This is a genomic window from Sphingobacteriaceae bacterium (assembly GCA_002319075.1).
Classification (GTDB): domain Bacteria; phylum Bacteroidota; class Bacteroidia; order B-17B0; family Aurantibacillaceae; genus Aurantibacillus.
In genome coordinates this window covers 4,416,784-4,438,341 of record NVQB01000001.1, presented here as the reverse complement: position 1 = coordinate 4,438,341, position 21,558 = coordinate 4,416,784, and the positions used below count along the sequence as shown (strand labels likewise).

Here is a 21,558-nt window from a genome sequence, read left to right as displayed (position 1 = left end):
AAAGACCCTGCTAAACCAGGGTCTTTTTATTTTTCACTTAATTTGCGAGATGACTATCTAAGGCGTCTTCGTTAAAAGAGACCTCGTTTTTCGGATCGGGGCCATATTGATTTGGACCTGACACGCCATCCGTACATAGTAGCGATAGCAACCATATTCCTCCCACCACGGGAACGAAATAAATAAAAAACCAACTGCCACTTTTGCCCATATCGTGCAGGCGCCTAACTGTAACGGCCAAACCTGGTATCAGCATGATGAAAAAATGGCCGATTAAAAGATAGGTGATGACTGTATCGGTTTCATCGCTTCCGTTTGTCAAAAAAGAACTCAGTACGAGCAATGCCATCCAAATTAATAAATTAAAAAGAAAAAACATCCAGAACTCTTTTCTTCTGGCTCTGCCTTTAAAATCGGCATATTGCTTTAATACTTTTAAATACCAGTTCATAATAGTTTGGCTAAGTGCTGAGATGGCTATCTAAGGCGTCTTCGTTAAATGACTCTCCGTTTTTTGGGTCAGCACCATATTGATTCGGACCTGAAGTGCCTTCCGTACACATAAGCACAAGAAGCCAAATACCTCCTATTAAAGGAAAGAAAGCTAAAAAAAACCAGGTTCCACTCTTGTTTTGATCGTGGAGCCGTCTCACTGTAACGGCCAGACCTGGTACTATAATACCGAGGTAATAAATGGCTAAAAGGATGCTTAACACCGGCGCAGCGGCCATGCCACCGGTGATGGCCAAAATCATACTTACAGCGACCATGACCATCCAGATTATAAAATTGAAAAGAAAAAACATCCAATATTCTTTTCTTCTCGCTCTGCCTTTAAAGTCAGCATATTGCTTTAATACTTTTAAATACCAATTCATGATTACAAATTTATAGTAATTAAGTTGTGAGGTGACTGTCCAAAGCGTCGTCGTTAAAGGACTCTCCGTTTTTTGGATCAGCGCCATATTTATTTGGTCCCTTAGTACCTTCCGTACAATGAAGTACTAGTAACCAAATCCATCCTATGATTAAAAACAACCAAAGAAGAAGATACCAGCCCGATTTATTAACATCATGCAAACGCCTTACGCTAACAGCCAGTGAAGGCACCAACATAACCAACGAATAAATACTATAGAGAGGTCCATAATCGCGACCATACATGCCTAAACTAGAAAATTGAATTCCTAGCATGTAGTCTAATAGCTGCAGAGCAAAACCAATGAGAATGGATACAAGTGTAAACATCCAGAATTCTTTTCTTCTTGCTCTGCCTTTAAAGTCGGCGTATTGCTTTATTACTTTTAAATACCAATTCATAAAAAAAATTCAAGATTAATAAACTAAATAACTTTTAAAGTTAAAATAAAATTTTAAAGGGAAATTGAAAATAGCAGACAGACAAAAGTGTTTTCAAATCCTGAAAGTCATTTATTTTTGTAAAAAAAAAGACCCCGTATATTACAGAGTCCTTTTATAATTTCAGTAGAAATTTAGTTAGCAAGGTGGCTGTCTAGAGCTTCCTGGTTAAACGAATCCTGACCTTTAGGATCTGCTCCAAATCTGTTTGGACCAGCATCACCTTCAGTACAAGCAAGAATTAGATTGTAAATAGGAATTAATAAGAACCATCCGCTTTTGTTAACATCGTGCATTCTACGAACGCCCACAGCAATGGTTGGAACAAGCACTACCAAAGAATAAATGTTGCCCAAATAAATAAATTCTACCATGCCTCCAACAAATCCAAGGATCAGGGAGATGATAAAGTTTATCAAAACGAACATCCAATATTCTTTTCTTCTTGATCTGCCAGTAAATTCAGCATATCTTTTTAATACCATTAAATACCAATTCATAAGTTTGAGTTTTTAGGTTAATAATAATTTTAGATTGTTTAAAGCTAAATAAAATTTCCAATTATTTTCATCTTTAACAAAAAAGACGATTTCTTAGGAATTTATTAACCGACATTAGATAAGTCCCCGGTTTTTAAGCTCTAAATATTTATTAATAGCAGAGACCGATAAATTTTCGGGAGTGCATTTTATAGCCTGAATTCCATGTTTTTGTAATTCTTTAAAAATTTGCCTTTTCTCAAAAATAAACTTCCTTGCTATGGTAAGTTGGTAAATATCGAGCAAGTCTGAGGCTTCAGTCTTTGTATACGCCTCTAACTCCTCGTTTTCAAAGAAAACCACCACAAGCAAATGATTTTTATTTATTAAACGCAGTACGCGTATATTTCTTTCCAAAGCATAAATGCTGTCAAAATTTGTGTACAGAAATAATAAGCTTCGGTTGGGAATGGTTTTACGAATTGTGCTGTAAAGCGCTTCGTAATTTGCTTCAGAGTAATCGTACTTTTCTTTGTACAAAGCATACATGATTTTTTTCAAATGGCGTGGGCCCCGATCTGCTTTTAGCAAACCTCCAATGCCTTTTGAAAAAATAATGAGACCCGCTTTATCCTGTTTTTTAAGCACTATGTTTGAAAAAGCCAGGCTTGCATTAATCGCATAATCCATTAGCGTAAGACCATTGAAAGGCATTTTCATAACACGACTTTTGTCTATGATAGAATAGATCTGTTGCGAACGTTCGTCCTCGTAATTGTTCACCATGAGCTCATTTAAGGTGCTGCTGGCTTTCCAATTTATGTGTCGCGTATCATCACCCGGAACATATACTTTGATCTGGTCGAACTCATAGCTCTGCCCTAATTTCCGGTTCTTATTCTCTCCCTGCACAAACGACGGATGATTCATCGCAACAAGCTCCTGCTGACTCATCTGGATGATGGATGGATAAACAGCTACAAGCTTTTCGGCCTCCGTGGTTTCCTTTTTGTAAACTAGTCCGATTTTTGTTTTCACAAAAACATTTATATCTCCAAAAAGATATTCTCCCCTAACCAGGGGTTTCACGTGGTAATTGATTGTTTCTGTTTTTTCTTTTTCAAGACGCACATGAACTTTAAAATCCCTTTCGTTAAACTGGTAGGGAATTTCATCAATAATTTTAAGATCGATAAAACGCCCGGAAAGATTGGTAACCGTTAAAATCACTTTGTTTTTATCACTTAAAGACAAAACACTGGCGACATTTCTTGCTGCGGAAACCAACGTTGATTTATAAAGAAAAACCAGATCTGCTAAAACCGCCATACAGAAGGCGAAAAGCAAAAAGAGAGCGATGTAAAAAACTACAGCATACACGAATGAAACGAAGAACAGAAATATACATGTTCCTAAAGCATAGAAAACTCTATCGGTAAGATATAGACTTTTAAAAACTTTCATTATCTCGGCACTTCAATCTCTTTAATCATTTCACGAATAACATGCTGAATAGTTATTCCTTCCATTTCTTTTTCGGGTGATAAAATAATGCGGTGACTTAATACAGGATAACACACTAATTGAATATCATCAGGCGTTACAAAATCTCTTCCTTTTAAGGCGGCAATTGCTTTAGAAGTTTTAAGAATGGCCATTGAGGCACGCGGCGAAGCTCCTATAAATAAATTTCCATTATTACGCGTTTGGTGAACAATGGTTGCTATATAAGTAATGAGTTCATCCTTAATATGCACCTTCTCAATAATAGAAAGACACTTTTCAATATCGTGCGCGTGCACCACTGAATTTACAGTCTCTGTTTTTTTCTGCTGGAAATCGCCTTTAAAACGTTGCAGGATAGCGACTTCATTGTTAAGATCAGGATAATCAACGTGCAATTTAAATAAAAACCTGTCGAGTTGCGCCTCTGGTAACTTATAGGTTCCCTCCTGCTCTATTGGATTTTGAGTACCTATTACAAAGAAGGGAACGCCTAAAGGATAAGTTTCGCCGTCAACAGTAACTTGTTTTTCTTCCATCGCTTCAAATAAAGCTGCCTGTGTCTTTGCCGGCGAGCGATTAATTTCATCAATTAAAACAAGATTCGAAAAAATAGGTCCTTTTTTAAAGGTGAATTCTGTTTTTTGCATGTTAAACAACGTCACACCAATTAAATCGGAAGGCAATAAATCGGGAGTAAACTGAATACGTTTAAAATCGATATGCAAACACTGCGAAATTAATTTGGCCATCATAGTCTTGGCAACACCCGGCACACCTTCTAAAAGAATATGACCCCCGCTAAACATAGCAGCAAGAATAAGCTGAATGAGATCATCGTTGCCAATAATCACTTTGTGAATTTCTCTTTTTGTTTTTTCGTAAATAGAATGCACAAATTCTATATCCAGTTTCTCAGGTATCGGCACTGCGGAAGAATCTGACTGCTGTATTTCAACTTTTTCCGGTGTATTTTCTTCCGACGATGGATTTTCTATACTCATATTATTTTCGTTTTTTATTGTAATTTTCTATAGCGTTATGAAGATTTATTAAATCATCAGCACTTGCGTCCTCACTGGAACGAATAAATTTAAACTGTTTAAACAAATTATATAAAACAGATTTGTCTATACCCGAACGTATACTTAATAGTTCTACCAGATCGAGTTCAGCCATGTCGGTAGAAAGATTGTAGCGGGTGCGAATCTCTGATAAAAAAAGAATATACATTTCGTTTGCAATATGTGTGTGCCCCTTGCTTTGAAAATAAAGCGTGCCAATAGCTTTTGTATATTCCACAGAAGCATTTGTATTTACGGGCATTAAAGGAATTATGCGCTGTTCTCTCTTTGAACGGAAAACAAGGTATAAAACAATGGTAATTAAAAATAAATACCAGGCCCACTTTAAATGGGGATGCGAAAATAAAAATTTCAGAGGATTAACATGGGCGCTACGACTGCTATTTGATTGAACAGAGGTATGATCATCCCAATACACAGGGCCCTTATGCAATTTCGAAAGCATGTTATTTGCATGCTCAAAACCATTCTGTCCAACCATGTAATAATTGGTAAATAACACTGGATTCGCGTGTAGAATAAATTTTCCTTTTCCGCAACGCACATAAAAGGCATTGAGGTTTGAATCATTTAAAAAAGAAATAGGTTCAAAATCGTATGTACTTAAGGTATCCTTGTAATAGTTGCTTCCGTAGTAACTCCAGTAAGTACTTGCAGTATCTTTCAAATACTGATAATGGAAATCTATTTTCTTTTTAAAAGGAACCGAATCGCCCCTAAAATCAAGACTTATCAAACTATCCATTCTTCCCCCGAAACCATAAATGGTATCGTGTAGTGGAATAAAATTGCGCAAAATCTCCAGGGGACTATAATTACTCGAGATTAAAACATTATTTCCCTTCTCCACGTATTTTATGAGGCTGGAGGCGGCGACAGAATCAATGTAAAAGTCGTCCCCAATAAAAACAAGATTACTGTTAGAACTATTTGTGTCAAGCAAATGATAGGATTGATTGTAAATGATGGTTGTTGAATGGTTATTTTTAATCGTTGTGTAGGCTAATTTTAGTCCATATGGTTGTTCACTATTTATTTTGTAATCGGGTGTCCAATTGTACTTTGGAAAGTAAGCATTCTTATAGTAAATGAACACTCCTATAAGCAGCGCTATGAGCAAACTAAAAACTATCAGGCTTCTGCTCATCTTGTCTTCAGTTGGTTTTGCAGAGCCTTGTAAGCAGGTTCCGTGTTATGATAATCTAATTCAGTTAACAGGTGCTCTCCGTACCAGAAGATTTCAAAACTTTTAATGATCTCTTTAAACTGGTCAGCTAAAACCGTTTCTTTTAACTCGGAATGGTATTCCCAGTTAGTTTTTTCTTTAGCCCAGTTTATTTTATCTCTTTGCGAAAGTAGTTTTATGACAATAAGAAAATTGAGTCGTAGCGCTATCCTGTAATTTTTTGCTAATACGGCCTCGTTTAACAAAGCTTCAAGATTTACCTCATGAATATGTTCTTCAATATGAGTCATGGAATCAATGGTTACCGTGAGTGGTTTCACTTCTTTATTGGAACCTAAATTCCTGAAGATCCAATAGATCAAAAGACCTATAACAACAAATACCACGATGTAAAAAATATAGTTAAAAGCTCCAAAGCGAAAATCAGTTTTAAAGTCGCTTGTTTTAACCTGTTCATTCTTCTTATTTTGCTCCTGTTCTTTATAAGTCTCGGTATAGTCTACACCATCAGACATCTCTTTCCATTCCTCTTGACTTATTGGTGTTGCTGCATCCTTTTGAGCATCCAGTTGAAGGGATAGAACAGCCATACTAAAAATTAAGATCCATCTGTAAAACTTCATTTTTGCAGGCTTATGGTTTTAATTTTTTTAATAAGGTGTTCGGCCGACTGTGTTTCTTTTACGGTGAAATATAAAAGACTATTTGAAATGACAGATAATGAACTATATAACAGGAAGCTAAAAAAGCTTTGAAATGCCAGAAGTCCCATAGAAATTTTCTCGGCTGTGGTTTCATCGTCTGTCAAAATCCAGACCAAAGCGTCTTGAATAAATAAGAGTTTTAATCCATACATAGCTGTTGAATAAAGGATCATACTCAGAATAAAAAACACCACTGCCGACGAGAGAAATTTTGACCAGGAACCAGCCAGCAGTGTCGGGGTTCGCTGTATAGCTTCCAACACAGTTATGTCTTCGTAATTAGAAACACAGCAAATAAAGATTATAAAAGGAAAGAAAATTTGCGCCAGTGTAAAAGTAAAATCAATATCTGTGAAAATAATAAAGACATATAGAGCAAGACTCAAAAAAACCGAAGCAACTAATTTTAAGGAGACCTGCGTTTGAGAAGCAGACCCATCCTTCTCTTTCGGTTTTAATTTATTTTTAAGATAAATAAGAGAGGCTGTAATAGTGATTCCAAAAATGAGAAGTGAGGCTACTCCAAGAAAAGGGAACTCGTCGTAATCAAAAAAGTTAGTCATAGCAAAACTATAATCTTCAAAAAAATGAAAAAGATTTAAAGGATTACTGGCTACAAGAAAGGCGCAGAGCAAAGAGAACAAAAGAATATAACGTCCAAAGAAAGCAAAATAACTAAACAATAAACGGAAAGTCTCGGTCAGAATTTTAGCGCCCGTATATATTTCGGAAGGATCAAAGACTACAGGTGCTTTGTAAATGAGGCTTTTTGTTTCTGTAGTTTCATCCTTTTGAGACTTAGCCACCCTGCGGGGGTATATGAAAAAATAAATAAGTACGAATGAAAATGCAATTAAAATAAAAACAAAACGGATGAGATCGGGAATATCTGTATGACGGGTTAAAAAACCTTCTATAAAAGCCGCCAACAAAGTAAGTGGTGCAACTCCTATAATTATTTTGAGGCCATTCATGCCACTTAATTTAAAAGCCTGGAAGCGTGAATGTGTTCCGGGAAATAAAAGACCTCGTCCGAGCGTCAGTCCTGCACCACCACTCAGAATGATTGCCGGAATCTCCAGAGACCCATGCGTCCAGATTCCTAAAAAAGATTCCCAAAACAACCCTTTCTCGATAAAAAAATATTGAAAAACACCTACCATTACCCCATTTACTACCATTATTACCAAAGAACCTATGGCCATAAAAATGCCGGAGAAAAAAGTAAGGAAATCTACTTTTAAATTATTGTAAAGAATAGGAAGAAAGGTTTTCATCTCACTATCTCTTTTGTAAACGCCCATGGCATCGCCCTTCGCAATGTTTTCATTGGTCATGTTTACATAATCTTTACTTAAAATTGAAGCTGCAAACTCTTTATCCTGGATGCTTGTTACCACTCCAAGAATAAAACAAGCTACAAAAACCAGGAAAGAGATCAGCATGGCTCTGCGCGAATGGTACATAGTTAGTGGAAGATCGGTTTTCCAAAACTTTATGAAAGCAGCAGATCCTTTCTTTTGTGATTTATTTAAATCGTTGAATAATAATTTGGCGGTGCCATTTAAATAAAGTTTAACGGAGCGGCTCTTATAAAACGTGCGCGCGTAAGAAAGATCGTCAGTAATCTGAACGAAAAGTTTGCTGGTCTTTGCGGGATCAACATCATTTTTCTGGAGATTATTTTCAAACTCCAGCCATTTTTCCTTATTTTGCTCAATAAATTCGGACTCCTTCATTGGGTAATGTGAACGTCCCAAATTACATAAAAATTGAAGAATATTGAAATAACCACCTCACAAAATGTTACTATCCAATATGGCCTTGCAAATCCGTGGGAACGTGCTCTTGCATTAGCCCTCGATTTAATTTTGATGGGCCTGGTAACCCTTTTAATATTTGGTATTCAAGGTCTGATCGGTATGGAGGTAGATTACCTGCTATACTTTTTCGTTTTGCCCTTTGTTTTACTTTACAGTCTTGGTTTTGAGCAACTTAATAATGGACAATCGTTCGGAAAACGCGTTCTCAAGCTAAGGGTTATACGCATGGATGGAGAGCAGGCAACTTTTTTAGACTATTTGATGCGTTGGATTTTCAGGGCACTTGACATTTATTTTTCTATAGGGGGTGTAGCTGTATTGAGCGCCATTTCTTCCAAATACAACCAACGTTTAGGCGATTTATTGGCCAATACAGTAGTTGTAAATGTGGGCAAAAGTGAGCGCATGGCACTGGATACACTCTTAAAGCTTTACAAAACAAAAGATCATAAAGTAACTTATCCGCAAGTGGCAAAAATGTCGGAAGAAGCCATGTTAATTGTAAAGGAAACACTCAGCAAAAAACTAACGGTTAATAACCCGGCGCACGATGAAGCTTTAACTTTATTGACCGATAAAATGGTAAAAGAATTAAATCTTAAAGCACCAAAAGACAACCAGGCTTTTCTAAAAACGCTTTTGAAAGATTACATCATTTTGACGCGGTAGTTAGGATTTTGAAATTCCGGGCACACTAGCTCGCAAGATTCTTCACAAACTCCCCGCAAATAAACTCTGCAGCTTTTCCATCACCGTACAACTTTGGAAATTTTAAATCTGTTTTTGAAGTTAATTTTTCGAAAGCCTCTTTAATCCTTTTCTCGTCTGCATCCGCCACAATAGCCGCACCACATTCTACGAGTTCTACCCACTCCGTTTCGGGACGCAAGATCACACAGGGTTTCTCAAAATAAAAGGCTTCTTTTTGAACACCGCCACTGTCGGTCATAACAAGTTTACAATTTTTTTCCAGCGCTACCATTTCTAAAAAAGAGGCCGGTTCAATAATTCTGAATTTCGAATTGGATTGAATTTGCGCGTACAAAGTTTTATCGAGGTTGGTTTCCAATAATTTGGAAGTCCGCGGATGTAAAGGAAGTACTACTTCCAAATCATGCTTTACAGAAATGTCCTGTAAAGATCTAAAAAGCGCATTTAATCTTTCAGGCTCGTCGGTATTGTTGTTACGATGAATTGTAGCAAGAATAAATTTATTTTTTTCAAGCTTTAATTTCTGAATGATGTCTGTTTTATTTTCTGAAACTTCGCTAAAAAACAAACTGTTATCATACATCACATCGCCGCAGTGATAGATTTTAGGATTATCAGCAGAGAAAGGCGCTTGCGCATCTTTATTAAAGCCTTCGCGCACCAAATTTTCAAAACCGGTTTTAGTGGGGGAAAATAAAAGTGTACTGACGTGATCGCACATAATACGGTTCACTTCTTCCGGCATGGCTTTGCTAAAAGATCTCAGTCCCGCTTCGATATGCACCACAGGAACGTGAATTTTACTGGCCGCAATTCCGCCCGCCAAAGTAGAATTCGTATCTCCGTAAAGTACAATGGCATTAGGTTTTTCTTTTAAAAGAATTTCTTCAATGCCAGCAAGCATTGTAGCTGTTTGTTTACCATGACTTCCACTTCCTACGTTCAAATTGTAATCCGGTGTGGGAATTCCCAGTTCATCGAAAAATACCTGGCTCATGTTGGCATCGTAATGCTGGCCCGTATGAACTATAATCTCTTTAATTTCTGTACTGAATTTTGTTTTGATAGCGCGGCTTAGTGCAGCAGCTTTAATAATTTGCGGACGTGCGCCTATGATGGTGACAATTGTTAACATAAAGATAAAGTGAAAAAAGAAAGTCCTCGTTTATTTGTTCAGATCTTATTATTTGTATTCAGAAGTTCCCCTCTACTAAGTATTTCGTTAGCTTCCTTTAGTTTTTCAGGAAATAATACAACATTTTCGTCTCTCTCCAAATCTTTTAAAATTTCAATGACAATCTTTGATTTTCTAAGTTTTTTAACGGAGGTTTTCATACTTTAAATTTACATGTTTTTTTTGAAATAAAAACGCTTCAAACTCTATCCCTTTACTAAATACGAGCCACTATTCCCCTTTCAATCCAAAGAGGATAAAATCGTCTTCTAATTCCACCAGATTGTTAGTTATTACGATTCTATATAGTCGTGTCCTTATTTCATTACTTCCTTTAAAGAATATCCGGGCCTCAGGAAATTGATTTGTAAATACATGAACGATAGACACAACTGTTGAAACAACTTTTCTTAAATCACCATTATCAGAATTAACCGTACCGTCAATTTCGCCTATCCCCGAAACCAAGATTATTATATCCTGGCAAACTCGTCTCGCTGAACTCTACTTGTTTAATTATTTCTCCTCTGTGACCAACACTTTTAAACTGAAAAAAAAGAAATTTTGAATCAACACTAACTATGTATTTATCATACTTCATAAAACTTAGTATTACTTACATAAACTTGTTTTCTCCAACTTCTTTATCCGCGACCTAATCGAACCTTCCGTCCGGCCAAAATGCAGCGCCAATTTTTTTACAGACAAGTTCATCATCAAAGTTTCTAGTTCTTTATCCAAGGCCTCTGTCCATGGACTGTATGCACCTTTATATGTTTCACGCATCTTTTCCACGTTGTATGCTTTTTCTTTTGTTGGAGAAGCCTCCAGAAGAATAGCAGAATCCGGATCCAGAGCAGTATTCGATAACTTGTCGCCGACGGGACCTACTTTTGCATCTTCCGATACCTCTTCTTTTATTACGCAAATAGTTTTAGAAGCAGGGAAATCTTCCGGCAAAGTTTTAGCGTGAATGTGTAAAAGATGTTTTGTTCTGGTTAAAGCCACGTATAAAAGATTTATTTCTTCAAGCAATTTTGCTTTTGCATTTTCCTCCCGCAACTTTTTCGACGCGTCTATTACTTTTTTTTCGGTAATAAAATCAGGCGCCAGGTAAATTTCGTCATACTCCATGCCTTTGCAGCGATGCACGGTAGAAAAGATCCATTCTGCTTTCTGCTTTTCATCTCCTTGTACATGGCGGGATTTCAGGTCTCTGATTAGCCCGGGAATTGCGTTACCATATTCTTTTACAATTTCAACCATTATGCCCAACTGAGCATCCTCTGTTTTTTCAATATACTCTTCCAGCTCGTCAAGATTTCGCATGGTGCGAATTATTTTATCTTTTATAGCACCGCGCTTTCTATTGTAAAGATGGAGCACATCATACAATGAAGCTCCATCTTCTGCGTAGGTGTATGAATTTATATTTCCCTCAAAATAAATACTTGTGCCATGTTCTTTTTTGGTGATAAAACTAATGGCTTCTAAAAGTAATCCCAGGTTTGTTCGCGCAATAATCGCTTTTATTTTAAGACCCGTTGTTTGTCCCCCACCGTTTATAACTATGTTCTCCTGAGCCCTGAAATAATTTTTCCAACCCAGTACACGATTTGCCAGATGCGCTATGTCTTTACCAAAACGAAAGCTGGTGGATAAATGGAAGGTCTGAAAATTTACTTTTTCAAGAGAGTTTATAGCATAACGCCAGCCATAAATTTGCTGATGTGTATCGCCCACTATCACTTTTGTACCGGCTTGTTTCAAAAACACATCAAGAACAGCTGCAGAAGCATCCTGGCCTTCATCAAAAAGTATGTAGTCATACTTTAACTGCGGCCTGGTCAATTGAAATTTCTTGAGATAAAAATCATGTGTGACTTCAATTTCTGCAAGTTCCATTTTTTGAAATAATTTTTCTGCCTGCATCTCGATGTAACGATAGCAACTTTTCACAAAGTCTCTGGCGTTAAAGTCAGTAAGAACTTCCAGATAATTGAGATCCTTTATTCTTTCTTTGTCACTATTGCAGAAGTAGGAAATAAATTTTAAGATGTGATTAGCCAGCACAAACTCTGCGTGTTTTTCTCCCCCTCCGTTTAGTCCAAGTATTTCAGCGATCTCATGGGTTTTATAAGTCATATGCCGCACTTTGTACCTGCTTCCAATTACCACATGTTTATATGCCAAAGAGTGTGCCGTCTCTACTTTTACATTATGAAGCCCATTGTTTCTGAATTTCTCTTCAGCTTCTAACTTTACTGATTTATTAAAAGCTAAATAAAGTATAAGCGATTTATCGGGGCGTGTTTTCGCGTATTCAATTACCGTTGTTGTTTTTCCGGATCCCGCTACTGCATTTATTTTTATATTTCCGGCAGATGCAATTATGCTTTTTTGTTCCTCGCTCAGTGATATCATAGATTTTGAGTATATCAATTCTTTCATGGTTATAATTTTAAAGTAAGCCGTCATCTGAAAAACTACAGTACTTCTGATCGCCGATGATCACATGGTCTAGCAAAGAAATCTCAAAAAGCTTCAGGGCCTCTTTTAATTTTTTGGTAATCGATTTATCCTGCTCACTGGGAAGAATTTGTCCACTGGGATGATTGTGTGCAATAATAACACCACTAGAAGATGACTCCACTGCCATCTTGCAAATGAGACGCACATCTACTACAGTTCCTGAAATCCCGCCTTTACTTAAACATTCTTCTCTTGTTACCTGGTTGGCGCGGTCCAGAAGAAGTACCCAAAATTCTTCGTGCGGCAGATCGCTTAAACGTTTATTCAAAAGTTCGTAAGCCACATTGCTGGAAGTTATTTTGGGTTTCTTAATAGATTCGGATTCTTTGCGCCTTCGCCCCAATTCAAAAGCAGCCGCAAGAGTAATTGCTTTAACCTCCCCTACCCCTTTAAATTTTTTCAAGTCGGCCAGACTTAATTTGGCCAGTTCGTTAATATTGTTGCCACAGGCAGCCAAAATGCGCCTTGCCAGCTGTACGGCAGTTTCATCCCGGTTTCCCGAGCCAAGGATAATGGCTATTAATTCTGCATCACTCAAGGAATGACGCCCTAATCCAGAAAACTTTTCTCTTGGGCGATCGTCTTCCGCCAGTGCTTTAATGTTTAAATGTTTTGCATATTCTTCCATGGGGTTTCTGTTTAATACTGTTATTGTTATTTGCTTTTGCTTAATTTTACAGCCGATTTATGTCTTTCATCAAAACGGATTCCCTCCAGGTTTTTAAAATAAAAGAATTCAGACTGTTTGTTCTTGTTCGTTTGTTTTTAACCCTTGCCATTCAAATGCAGTTTAGTACCATTTACCTGCAGGTTTATTATGAACATTCAAAAGATGAGTTAACTCTTGGTTTTATAGGGCTTGCGGAGGCCATCCCTTTTATCATTACATCTTTTTTCAGCGGGCATTATGTTGATCTTATTTCTAAAAAGAAAATCATTTTTTCCTGCAGTGCTTTGTTAATGCTTGGGGCTTTGTTCTTATTTTTAAACGCTCAAGTCATGATTCACCTGCTGCACAGCGCAGGAATCGTTGTTTTATTTTCAGTTGTTTTTCTTTTCGGCATCGTCCGCGCTTTTTTAGGAGCTGCAACTAATCCTTATCTCAGCCAGCTTGTTCCACGAAAAGATTACACGCATTCCGCTACCTGGAACAGCACTGCCTGGCACACCGGCGCCATACTTGGTCCAGTACTTGCAGGGTTTGTTTACGGACACAAGGGTACTTTCAACGCAGAATGGTGTCACGCTATCGAAGTCGTTTTATTTCTTGTGTCTTTATTTCTTCTTTACCAAATTAAGAATCCTGGTTCTTCAGAAGTTTCTGAAAAGAAGGAGAACATTTTTGATAGTATGAAAGTGGGCCTTAATTTTGTTTTCAGTAATAAAATGGTTCTTAGCGCAATTTCACTCGATCTGTTTGCTGTTTTGTTTGGTGGTGCCGTTGTACTAATTCCTGCCTTTACAGATAAGGTGTTGCATTTAGGCCCCGAGGCATACGGACTTTTAAGAACCGCTCCTGCAATAGGCGCTGTTATTTCTGCATTTATTATGGCCGCATATCCTCCTGCTAAAAAAGCCGGCGTTGCTTTATTGTGGTCGGTTATTGCTTTTGGAATTTTCACCATTTTGTTTGGATTTTGTACAAATTATTGGTTGGCTTGCGCCGCCTTGTTTATGACCGGTGCTTTTGACAATGTGAGCGTGGTTGTGAGACATAGTATTTTACAGTTAATGACTCCGAATAATATGCGGGGCCGAGTGAGTGCTATCAATAATATTTTTATAGGAAGCAGTAATGAAATTGGCGCTTTTGAAAGCGGAGTTGCTGCTAAACTTCTGGGCCTTGTACCATCCATTGCTTTTGGGGGTGGCATGACTATTCTTGTAGTGCTCGGTATTAACAAACTCAATCCGAAATTGAAAAAGCTGGATATTAACGCCATTTCTTAAAAAGAGCTGCTGCTTCCATTTGCTCCATCGCAAACTAAGTGGAAGCAGCCTCTCTATAATTTTAAGATTGTTTCTGGTTAATTACCACATCGTTTGCTACAACTTCAGTGATGTATTTTTTCACTCCGTTCTTGTCCGTATAATTCCGGGTCACTAATCTTCCCTCGATGCTTACAAAGCTCCCTTTTTTAAGTTCGCTTTCTACCCGCTCTGCCACTTTGTTCCAGGCCACGATAAAGTGCCATTGGGTGTCTGCAGATCTTTCTCCGCCGCGGGTTGTAAATTCTTCTTTTGTTGCTATCGAAAATTTTGCAAGCTTGCCGCTTTCAAAAGTTTTAATTTCCGGGTCGCTGCCAAGGTTGCCTGTTAATTGTACTCTGTTTACTGTATTCATGATTTCTGATTTTTATGGATTTATATTTTTTCCACAGATGACGCTGATGACACAGATCTTAGAACATATGCCTTCGTCACTGTTATTATGTTTTATGCTGCACTCTTTTGTGTGAATACTAATAATTCGTTCGCAACAATTTCTGTACTGCTGCGCTTCACGCCTTCTTTATTTGTGTAAGAGCGGTTAAATAATTTTCCGTCCACATTTACCTGTGTACCTTTTTGAAGAATCTTTTCTGCGATCTCCGCAAGGTTGCCCCAGGCCACAATGGAGTGCCATTGTACGTCCGTTACTTTTTCACCCGATTTTGTTTTGTAGGTTTGTGATACGGCGATGTTAAAGCGGGCAAGCTTGTTACCATTCTCTAATACTTTTACTTCCGGGTTTGCACCTAAACGTCCGATTAAGTGTACGTGATTTTTAATGTTCATCATGATTTCTGATTTTTATGGATTTATATTTTTGCCACAGATGACGCTGATGACACAGATCTTCGAACATGTGCCTTCGTCACTGTTATTATGTTTTATGCTGCACTCTTTTGTGTGAATACTAATAATTCGTTCGCAACAATTTCTGTACTGCTGCGCTTCACGCCTTCTTTATTTGTGTAAGAGCGGTTAAATAATTTTCCGTCCACATTTACCTGTGTACCTTTTTGAAGAATCTTTTCTGCGATCTCCGCAAGGTTGCCCCAGGCCACAATGGAGTGCCATTGTACGTCCGTTACTTTTTCACCCGATTTTGTTTTGTAGGTTTGTGATACGGCGATGTTAAAGCGGGCAAGCTTGTTACCATTCTCTAATACTTTTACTTCCGGGTTTGCACCTAAACGTCCGATTAAGTGTACGTGATTTTTGATGTTCATCATTTTTTGTTTTTTTTATTTATTTTTTTGGGCCGTAGATTTTTTGATTTGCAGATCTATATCGATAGTCAATCTGTGTTATCTGGGCAATCTGTGGCTTCTTATTTCTTGATCTGAAAATTCGTTTTCTCAAATCGACGATACAAAGGTCTGGCGACTTCCAAACTTTATTCGGTTCTTACGCATTTACATCCGTATAAAAGCAATTGTAAACGTTTGAAATCGGCTTATAACACTAATTTACAGCGACTTAAACAAACTAGAAGAATTCCAAAAAAAGCTCGTTTAATTTTAGTTTTGTACGTTAATTGTTGGATATTTGGTAATATTAGATGGTAGTTAGGTGCAAGCTTAAGACAAACAGCATGAAAAAAGAATTCCTTATTATTTCGACAATATTTTTATTCTCCTGCAATAACGTTGACAATTCAACCGTGCCGACAATTACAAAGCCCGTGGAAAATATCACAGCGACTAAAGACCAACAGGAAAGGCGAAAAAAATCTGAAGACTATTGCAAATCTCATAATGTTCCAGTTTACAATACTCCAAATTCCTTGTTTGTTGATCCCGAAAATGAAGTAACAATTCGTACGCAAGACGAGGTTGTTGACAGAGCTTTTGCGCTTTGCTATTTAGGCTTAAAAAGCGAAGGCCTAGAACAAGTTCACCTTGACAAAATGGACAAGGATTTCGGTATTTCAACAAAACTAAGCCCTAATGAAATTGCATATGCAACTGCTAAACAACCGACAGAACAACAAAAAATAGACGCAAACTGGAGATATGAAAGTTTGCACGTTATGCTTTGGGCATTAGGGTTTGTTGATAGTTTAAATTATCCTGACCAAGTCTGTAATGTTACCGACGACGTTAAAATCATTCATGACTTAACGCCAGACGAATTTCGAAAAAAAGCTAAGTTGAGAAGCAAAAAAGAAATTCTTGATCAAGCCGACTTAATACTAAGACTTAATTGGGCTTGTGTAAGCGCACAAGTTAAAAATGAACAAGCGCCAAGCAAACTCGACAGAAGCGTCGTAGTTGAAAGACATTATTCCTTTAACTGGTTAATAAAATATATGAACCAAGACTGGGACAACGTATCGACCGACACGTAAGCCAGCACCTAACAGCAACTAATGGCCATTGGGCGGACGAGGGTCATCGCCGCGCGCTATTAACAAGGTCGCTTCGCGAAATTTAATTTGCGGCGGCTAATAAACATTGGTATCTTTAAATAACCTTTTGTCGGTTAAGAAAGTTGAGTGTTCCAAAAGCCCAACGGCTATTAGTCGCCATCCGTTAGTGGCAAGCATAGACGACATCGCACAATAAGACACGATAATGAACAAAAGAATTTCCAATATAGAGAATGACGTGCAAGACAGAAATTCTGTTGCTTGGAAAAAACTATGTGACTATGTTGACAAGGTAGCAGCAGAAAACCGGGACGAATTTTCACCCGTAGAGGAACTTGGACAAGAGTTGTTTTCCCAAATACATACTTTACCTGAGACAATCTCAAAACTAACAAAGGTTAAAAAAGTCTGGCTTTATGGTAGTAAACTAAAACGTATTCCACCAGAAATTGGACAAATGGAAGCACTTGAATATTTTGACCCTTATACTTCATACGACTTACACTGGTTTCCCCACGAAATTACAAAGTGCAAAAATCTTAAAGACAGTAGAGTGAGCACAAGAGCCCTGTATGGCAATTGGAAAAACAGAATGGGTTTTCCTTGTTTAACCCGTAATCCGGTTCGGTATTCAGGCGACACTGTAAAGTGTAGCGTTTGTGGTAAGACTATGACTTACGAGCAAACAAATCAACTTTGGATTTCTTTAAAAGTAGGCACAGACGTTTTACCTCTTTTGACAAATCTCTGTTCAAAGGAATGTGAACGCAAATTGCCAACACCACCAAAAGACTATATTCAATTTGCACACAAAGGTAATGCAGACTTGGAACAACCACTTGATGAAGATGAACGATTTGAATTAGAAATAAAAAATTATAACGACAGTCAAAGTGAAACAACCATAGTTACCACACAAACTCACAATAACGACACTCCATTTAACAAACCAACTGACCGGAAAGAATTTCGATTACTGAAACTAGTTAGAAAAATATGGGAACGATAGGAGTGCCAGGAGCTAACACGGGTTTTGCGTTAGCGAGCTGACGGTGCGAATAGAACCATTTAAGCAATTAATAAACGTTGGTGCTGGCATACAGTTTTCGGTTTCAAAAGCTCACCAACGCAAAGTCCGCAACCGTTACCTCCAATGCCATGATACACAAAATAACACATCCGAAATTCTCCGCACTTTTAATCTTCGGTCTTAGCATGACAACTTTAATATCTGCAGCACTGTATATTATTTCATTTATGTGGTGGTTTCAAAGGGACGCAATTATTGCATTCGTTTGCACCCCGACTATTATCTTTTTATTATTCACGATTTGGTTGGACAGAAGATTTTCTTTCAAATTTAAACGATATTCTATTTTAACAGTTGGCATATTGCTAATTGCACTTTCCTTGTTCGGGCCGACAAAGAAACGATTGATAGTAGCTACTGAGAATAAAGGCAACTTAATTTTGACAACAATCAAAGAATATAAAAATAAGTTTGGCGCATATCCCAAAAACCTGGAAGATCCTTTTTTCATAGACCTAAACAAATCAAGTCTACCCTTTCGACCTTTTCATTATCAAACATTCAATGACAAAGACGGACCGAATTGTGAGATTTATTACATTTCCTTCGACGGTTACGTTGGACATCTTCGAGCCGACGCTGACAAATGGTTTTACGTGGATTAGGCACTGCAGATAACACGGAGCCATAGCGCCAGCCGGAAGAGAGCATATTTACGCGCACCAGCTTCGCTCACACGCATGTCAAAAATTAATAAAGTGATCATCGTTTCTTTTTTACAACATGGACAAACCAGAGGATTATAAGTTTCTCGTTTTGTTTTTTCAGGTTAACTTTGAGTTCGGGTAATTGCTTACCAAACAAAAGAAGCGATTTGTTGATTTTAACAGAAAAGTAAAAATGAAGATATTAGAATGGATAGTGGAAGCTTTAAGTTGGCTCAATATAGCTGCCTCACCAACAATTTTGGGTCTGTTTCTTGGGTTCCTATTTTATCTATATAAGCCTGATGTTGTTGGTTTAATCTTTGGAAGTTTAATTTCTATTGTCGGGTTAGTTATTGGAATTACCCTTGCCACAAATATTTCTAAAAAAATGGGAGCGACTGAATTTAATTCTCGAATTTATGCAAGTCCAGACCTTGACAAATTAGACGAGGAAAAAACAGACTCTTAAGAATAATCTAAATAATCAGAACTTCAACAATTCGGACACTGGGACATCCAAACCTTTGGCAATTTTATAAAGACTGGCGACAGTAATATTTGAACCCTGACTAGTTAACTTAACAAGGTTCGACTTCTCAATATCACATCGTAAGGCCAGTTCCTGAAAGGACAAATCCTGCTTCTTCCTTATTTTATCAATATGTTTTCCTAATGACTTTAGGAATTTTTGTTGGTCGGACATGAAACAATATTCTGACTTTTAAACAAAATTATCGGTAGCATATATACCACCTCGGTGTTTTTTATACTACCTTTAACAAAAACACTTTTATGGACAAAAAAGTAATAACATCACTCGAAGAGTTATTCGAGTTTGCAGAACCACACAGCCTAAGAAGGAGCCTAAACCATGTATTTTTTAATTTCCTATTAAACAATAAAAACTCATTACCCCAGGACTTCGACACAATTACCGAGGACTTTTATTTTTTAATCGATTTTCTTGAGAAGGCTGACCTAAAGACAGAAACAAATAGCCCTTAACGGAAAGCGTGGCGCCATTTTTGCGCAGTATCACCTAAATGCATAACTTGGGCTTCTCAAAAACGAAAGCCAGCGTGCAATCCTCTTGCAGACAGAGGTTTCGGTATACAAAAAACGATGGAGACAACTTCATATCTTAAACAAAAAGCAAACTCCGGCGACAAAGACGCTCTATTTAAACTTGGGTATCGACTTGCATTTGGCGGCAAGCGAAAAAAATGGGCAGACATTATTAAACTTTGGAGTGCATCTGCTGAACAAGGACACACAAGAGCAAAATTTTATTTAGGTACATGTTTTGACTTTGGCAATGGAGTTAAAAAAAATATTCATAAGGCTATGCATTGGTATATTTTGGCAGCTAAGGCCGGACATTCTGTGGCGCAATACAATGTGGGCTATTCATATCGTAACGGTGAGGGCTTATATAAAAATTTGAGAAAAGCGTTTTACTGGTACAAAAAATCTGCGGACAGTGGCGACATTGAAGCGATGCGCGAAGTAGGTTACTCCTATTTTTATGGACTTGGAGTAAAGACTAATAAAATATCAGCAGTTTCTTGGTACAAAAAAGCCGCACTAAAAGGTGATAATAAAGCTCAATTCAATTTAGGACTATGTTATCTGCATGGTGACGGTGTTAAGCTATCAAAACGTTGGGCGTTACACTGGCTTTCAAAAGCAAAAGTTAATGGTAATATAAACGCTAACAAAACTATTAATCGTGAAATTGCTGACGCGTAAACGAGACGTAAGCGGTGTACGCAAATCGAACCGCTAACACCAAAAAAGCGTAATTTTTTGAATTAGGTGAATTAAAACATGTTCTGGTTTATCAGTCAAACTGGTTAACTCTTCGATTACATTTAAATTGTTCGTAATGGTCAGTTTATTTATCTTTTTTTACACTTGATTTAAGAATTTTTGCGCCGTCCGTCCAGATTGCCAGTTGTTCGTCTTTGCAGGCCATTACTCCTAACTAACGGCTCGGTACTATACGGACATACCTTTGTTCCAAAACCAGCGATCATAGTTTTATCGCTTGGCGTTTTTATTTTGCAAACGCGCATACTCGCTCAAAAATACACCGGACTTTTCCCGGATTGCGTATCTCGGTTTGTTGTACTATTTTAGCTTTAGGGCAAAAACCAGCCCCGATAATTATGGAAAGTACCCTTTGAAATTGAGCATAAGGCCCATTCGCAAACATTAGCGGTCAGATTAACTTGCAACACACATAGACTATGACAGATAGAGACTATTTAAAACAACTAAGAATTCCAACAAAAGACAATCCTCTTAGAATTTTGATGAGTGCTTGTTTGTCGGGCCTGGCTTGTGGCTGGGACGGAACGGCAAACGGCGAATATCCTTCTGCATTAAAAATAGTGAAGTACCCAACGGTAAAGGTTGTAAAATTTTGTCCTGAGGAATTTTCTTTTGGCTCTCCAAGAGAAATGTGTGACATTCATGGCGGGACAGGGTTTGATGTGTTAGATGGAAAGGCGAAACTTTTAACTGAAAGCGGAAAAGACTGGACAGAAGGGATAATTAGAGCCTCAGAAAAAATGCTGGACATCGCTCATCACGAAAAAATTGAAATTGCTGTATTGATGGACATTAGTGCAGCTTGCGGTAGTCAAGTAATCTATGAAGGTAACAGGTTTTCTGGCAATAAGGCTTATCAAATCGGTGCAGGAGTTGCTGCGGCTCAGTTAATAAGAAATGGTTTTAAAGTGATAAGTCAAAGAGATTATGCTTCCCTTGAAATTTTGTATTCCAAAATTGACCCCACACACCAAATTGACCCAGGTAAACTTGACCACCACGAAATTGAGTGGTACAAAGACTATTTTAAAACACCTTAAGTTTTTGATTAAAACCGGCCATTAAAAAAAGCCGG

At 37.6% G+C, this 21,558-nt stretch carries 25 protein-coding genes and 1 pseudogene; 9 read left to right on the top strand and 17 right to left on the bottom strand.

Going from position 1 to position 21,558, the window contains the following annotated elements:
• Window positions 1-37: 37 nt before the first annotated feature.
• The 9 genes from CNR22_19220 to CNR22_19180 form a co-directional block, all read right to left on the bottom strand.
• On the bottom strand, window positions 38-451 hold the full coding sequence (locus tag CNR22_19220) for a hypothetical protein (protein PBQ33822.1): 414 nt from the start codon (window positions 449-451) through the stop codon (window positions 38-40).
• Window positions 452-461: 10 nt separating this feature from the next.
• Window positions 462-878, bottom strand: a complete 417-nt coding sequence (locus CNR22_19215; protein PBQ33821.1) for a hypothetical protein — start codon at window positions 876-878, stop codon at window positions 462-464.
• Window positions 879-897: 19 nt separating this feature from the next.
• Window positions 898-1,320 carry a hypothetical protein gene (locus tag CNR22_19210; protein PBQ33820.1) on the bottom strand — a complete coding sequence of 141 codons (423 nt, stop codon included), beginning with the start codon at window positions 1,318-1,320 and terminating at the stop codon, window positions 898-900.
• Between the two features lie 173 nt (window positions 1,321-1,493).
• A complete protein-coding gene (locus tag CNR22_19205) occupies window positions 1,494-1,859 on the bottom strand; it encodes a DUF805 domain-containing protein (GenBank protein ID PBQ33819.1) in 366 nt (121 codons plus the stop codon).
• A 114-nt stretch (window positions 1,860-1,973) separates the two neighbouring features.
• The gene (locus CNR22_19200) at window positions 1,974-3,302 is read right to left on the bottom strand and encodes a DUF58 domain-containing protein (protein ID PBQ33818.1); all 1,329 of its coding nucleotides are present in this window, start codon (window positions 3,300-3,302) and stop codon (window positions 1,974-1,976) included.
• Window positions 3,302-4,345 (bottom strand): magnesium chelatase, encoded by a 1,044-nt coding sequence (locus CNR22_19195; GenBank protein PBQ33817.1) that lies wholly within the window; start codon window positions 4,343-4,345, stop codon window positions 3,302-3,304. The genes CNR22_19200 and CNR22_19195 overlap by 1 nt, the downstream gene beginning before the upstream one ends.
• 1 nt (window position 4,346) lies before the next feature.
• Window positions 4,347-5,573 (bottom strand): hypothetical protein, encoded by a 1,227-nt coding sequence (locus CNR22_19190; protein PBQ33816.1) that lies wholly within the window; start codon window positions 5,571-5,573, stop codon window positions 4,347-4,349.
• Complete coding sequence (locus tag CNR22_19185) at window positions 5,570-6,202, bottom strand: hypothetical protein (protein PBQ33815.1); 633 nt, start codon at window positions 6,200-6,202, stop codon at window positions 5,570-5,572. Before CNR22_19185 ends, CNR22_19190 begins: the two co-directional genes overlap by 4 nt.
• 29 nt (window positions 6,203-6,231) lie before the next feature.
• Complete coding sequence (locus tag CNR22_19180) at window positions 6,232-8,055, bottom strand: hypothetical protein (GenBank protein PBQ33814.1); 1,824 nt, start codon at window positions 8,053-8,055, stop codon at window positions 6,232-6,234.
• A 33-nt stretch (window positions 8,056-8,088) separates the two neighbouring features.
• On the opposite strand from CNR22_19180, the gene CNR22_19175 reads away from it, so the two are divergent.
• A complete protein-coding gene (locus CNR22_19175) occupies window positions 8,089-8,808 on the top strand; it encodes a transporter (GenBank protein PBQ33813.1) in 720 nt (239 codons plus the stop codon).
• Window positions 8,809-8,833: 25 nt separating this feature from the next.
• On the opposite strand, the gene CNR22_19170 is transcribed toward CNR22_19175, so the two are convergent.
• The 4 genes from CNR22_19170 to CNR22_19155 all read right to left on the bottom strand — a co-directional run bounded on the left by CNR22_19170 (window position 8,834) and on the right by CNR22_19155 (window position 13,184).
• Window positions 8,834-9,985 (bottom strand): UDP-N-acetylglucosamine 2-epimerase (non-hydrolyzing), encoded by a 1,152-nt coding sequence (locus CNR22_19170; GenBank protein ID PBQ33812.1) that lies wholly within the window; start codon window positions 9,983-9,985, stop codon window positions 8,834-8,836.
• Window positions 9,986-10,255: 270 nt separating this feature from the next.
• The gene (locus CNR22_19165) at window positions 10,256-10,492 is read right to left on the bottom strand and encodes a hypothetical protein (protein ID PBQ33811.1); all 237 of its coding nucleotides are present in this window, start codon (window positions 10,490-10,492) and stop codon (window positions 10,256-10,258) included.
• 144 nt (window positions 10,493-10,636) lie between these two features.
• A complete protein-coding gene (locus tag CNR22_19160; protein ID PBQ34951.1) occupies window positions 10,637-12,445 on the bottom strand; it encodes a DNA helicase in 1,809 nt (602 codons plus the stop codon).
• Between the two features lie 40 nt (window positions 12,446-12,485).
• Window positions 12,486-13,184, bottom strand: a complete 699-nt coding sequence (locus tag CNR22_19155) for a hypothetical protein (protein PBQ33810.1) — start codon at window positions 13,182-13,184, stop codon at window positions 12,486-12,488.
• A 59-nt stretch (window positions 13,185-13,243) separates the two neighbouring features.
• Between CNR22_19155 and CNR22_19150 the strand changes: the two genes are divergently transcribed.
• Window positions 13,244-14,506: an MFS transporter gene (locus CNR22_19150; GenBank protein ID PBQ33809.1), complete on the top strand. Its 1,263-nt coding sequence runs from the start codon at window positions 13,244-13,246 to the stop codon at window positions 14,504-14,506.
• 61 nt (window positions 14,507-14,567) lie between these two features.
• Here the strand turns inward: CNR22_19150 and CNR22_19145 are convergent, their stop codons facing one another.
• The 3 genes from CNR22_19145 to CNR22_19135 all read right to left on the bottom strand — a co-directional run bounded on the left by CNR22_19145 (window position 14,568) and on the right by CNR22_19135 (window position 15,774).
• Window positions 14,568-14,900 (bottom strand): single-stranded DNA-binding protein, encoded by a 333-nt coding sequence (locus CNR22_19145; GenBank protein ID PBQ33808.1) that lies wholly within the window; start codon window positions 14,898-14,900, stop codon window positions 14,568-14,570.
• Between the two features lie 92 nt (window positions 14,901-14,992).
• The gene (locus CNR22_19140) at window positions 14,993-15,337 is read right to left on the bottom strand and encodes a single-stranded DNA-binding protein (protein PBQ33807.1); all 345 of its coding nucleotides are present in this window, start codon (window positions 15,335-15,337) and stop codon (window positions 14,993-14,995) included.
• 92 nt (window positions 15,338-15,429) lie between these two features.
• Window positions 15,430-15,774, bottom strand: coding sequence for a single-stranded DNA-binding protein (locus tag CNR22_19135; GenBank protein ID PBQ33806.1), 345 nt, complete (start codon window positions 15,772-15,774; stop codon window positions 15,430-15,432).
• A 329-nt stretch (window positions 15,775-16,103) separates the two neighbouring features.
• Here CNR22_19135 and CNR22_19130 point away from each other — a divergent pair, with 329 nt between their 5' ends.
• From CNR22_19130 to CNR22_19115, 4 genes and pseudogenes are all read left to right on the top strand, one after another.
• Window positions 16,104-16,892, top strand: coding sequence for a hypothetical protein (locus CNR22_19130; GenBank protein PBQ33805.1), 789 nt, complete (start codon window positions 16,104-16,106; stop codon window positions 16,890-16,892).
• Between the two features lie 226 nt (window positions 16,893-17,118).
• A pseudogene (locus CNR22_19125) lies at window positions 17,119-17,715 on the top strand (hypothetical protein).
• 287 nt (window positions 17,716-18,002) lie between these two features.
• Complete coding sequence (locus tag CNR22_19120) at window positions 18,003-18,608, top strand: hypothetical protein (protein PBQ33804.1); 606 nt, start codon at window positions 18,003-18,005, stop codon at window positions 18,606-18,608.
• A gap of 184 nt (window positions 18,609-18,792) precedes the next feature.
• A complete protein-coding gene (locus CNR22_19115) occupies window positions 18,793-19,119 on the top strand; it encodes a hypothetical protein (protein ID PBQ33803.1) in 327 nt (108 codons plus the stop codon).
• A 15-nt stretch (window positions 19,120-19,134) separates the two neighbouring features.
• Here CNR22_19115 and CNR22_19110 read toward each other — a convergent pair whose 3' ends face one another.
• Window positions 19,135-19,353 carry a transcriptional regulator gene (locus CNR22_19110; GenBank protein PBQ33802.1) on the bottom strand — a complete coding sequence of 73 codons (219 nt, stop codon included), beginning with the start codon at window positions 19,351-19,353 and terminating at the stop codon, window positions 19,135-19,137.
• Window positions 19,354-19,442: 89 nt separating this feature from the next.
• On the opposite strand from CNR22_19110, the gene CNR22_19105 reads away from it, so the two are divergent.
• From CNR22_19105 to CNR22_19095, 3 genes are all read left to right on the top strand, one after another.
• Entirely contained in the window at window positions 19,443-19,655 is a 213-nt protein-coding gene (locus tag CNR22_19105; protein PBQ33801.1) for a hypothetical protein, read from the top strand.
• A gap of 117 nt (window positions 19,656-19,772) precedes the next feature.
• On the top strand, window positions 19,773-20,399 hold the full coding sequence (locus tag CNR22_19100; protein ID PBQ33800.1) for a hypothetical protein: 627 nt from the start codon (window positions 19,773-19,775) through the stop codon (window positions 20,397-20,399).
• Between the two features lie 500 nt (window positions 20,400-20,899).
• Window positions 20,900-21,523 (top strand): hypothetical protein, encoded by a 624-nt coding sequence (locus CNR22_19095; protein ID PBQ33799.1) that lies wholly within the window; start codon window positions 20,900-20,902, stop codon window positions 21,521-21,523.
• The last annotated feature ends 35 nt before the right edge of the window (window positions 21,524-21,558 follow it).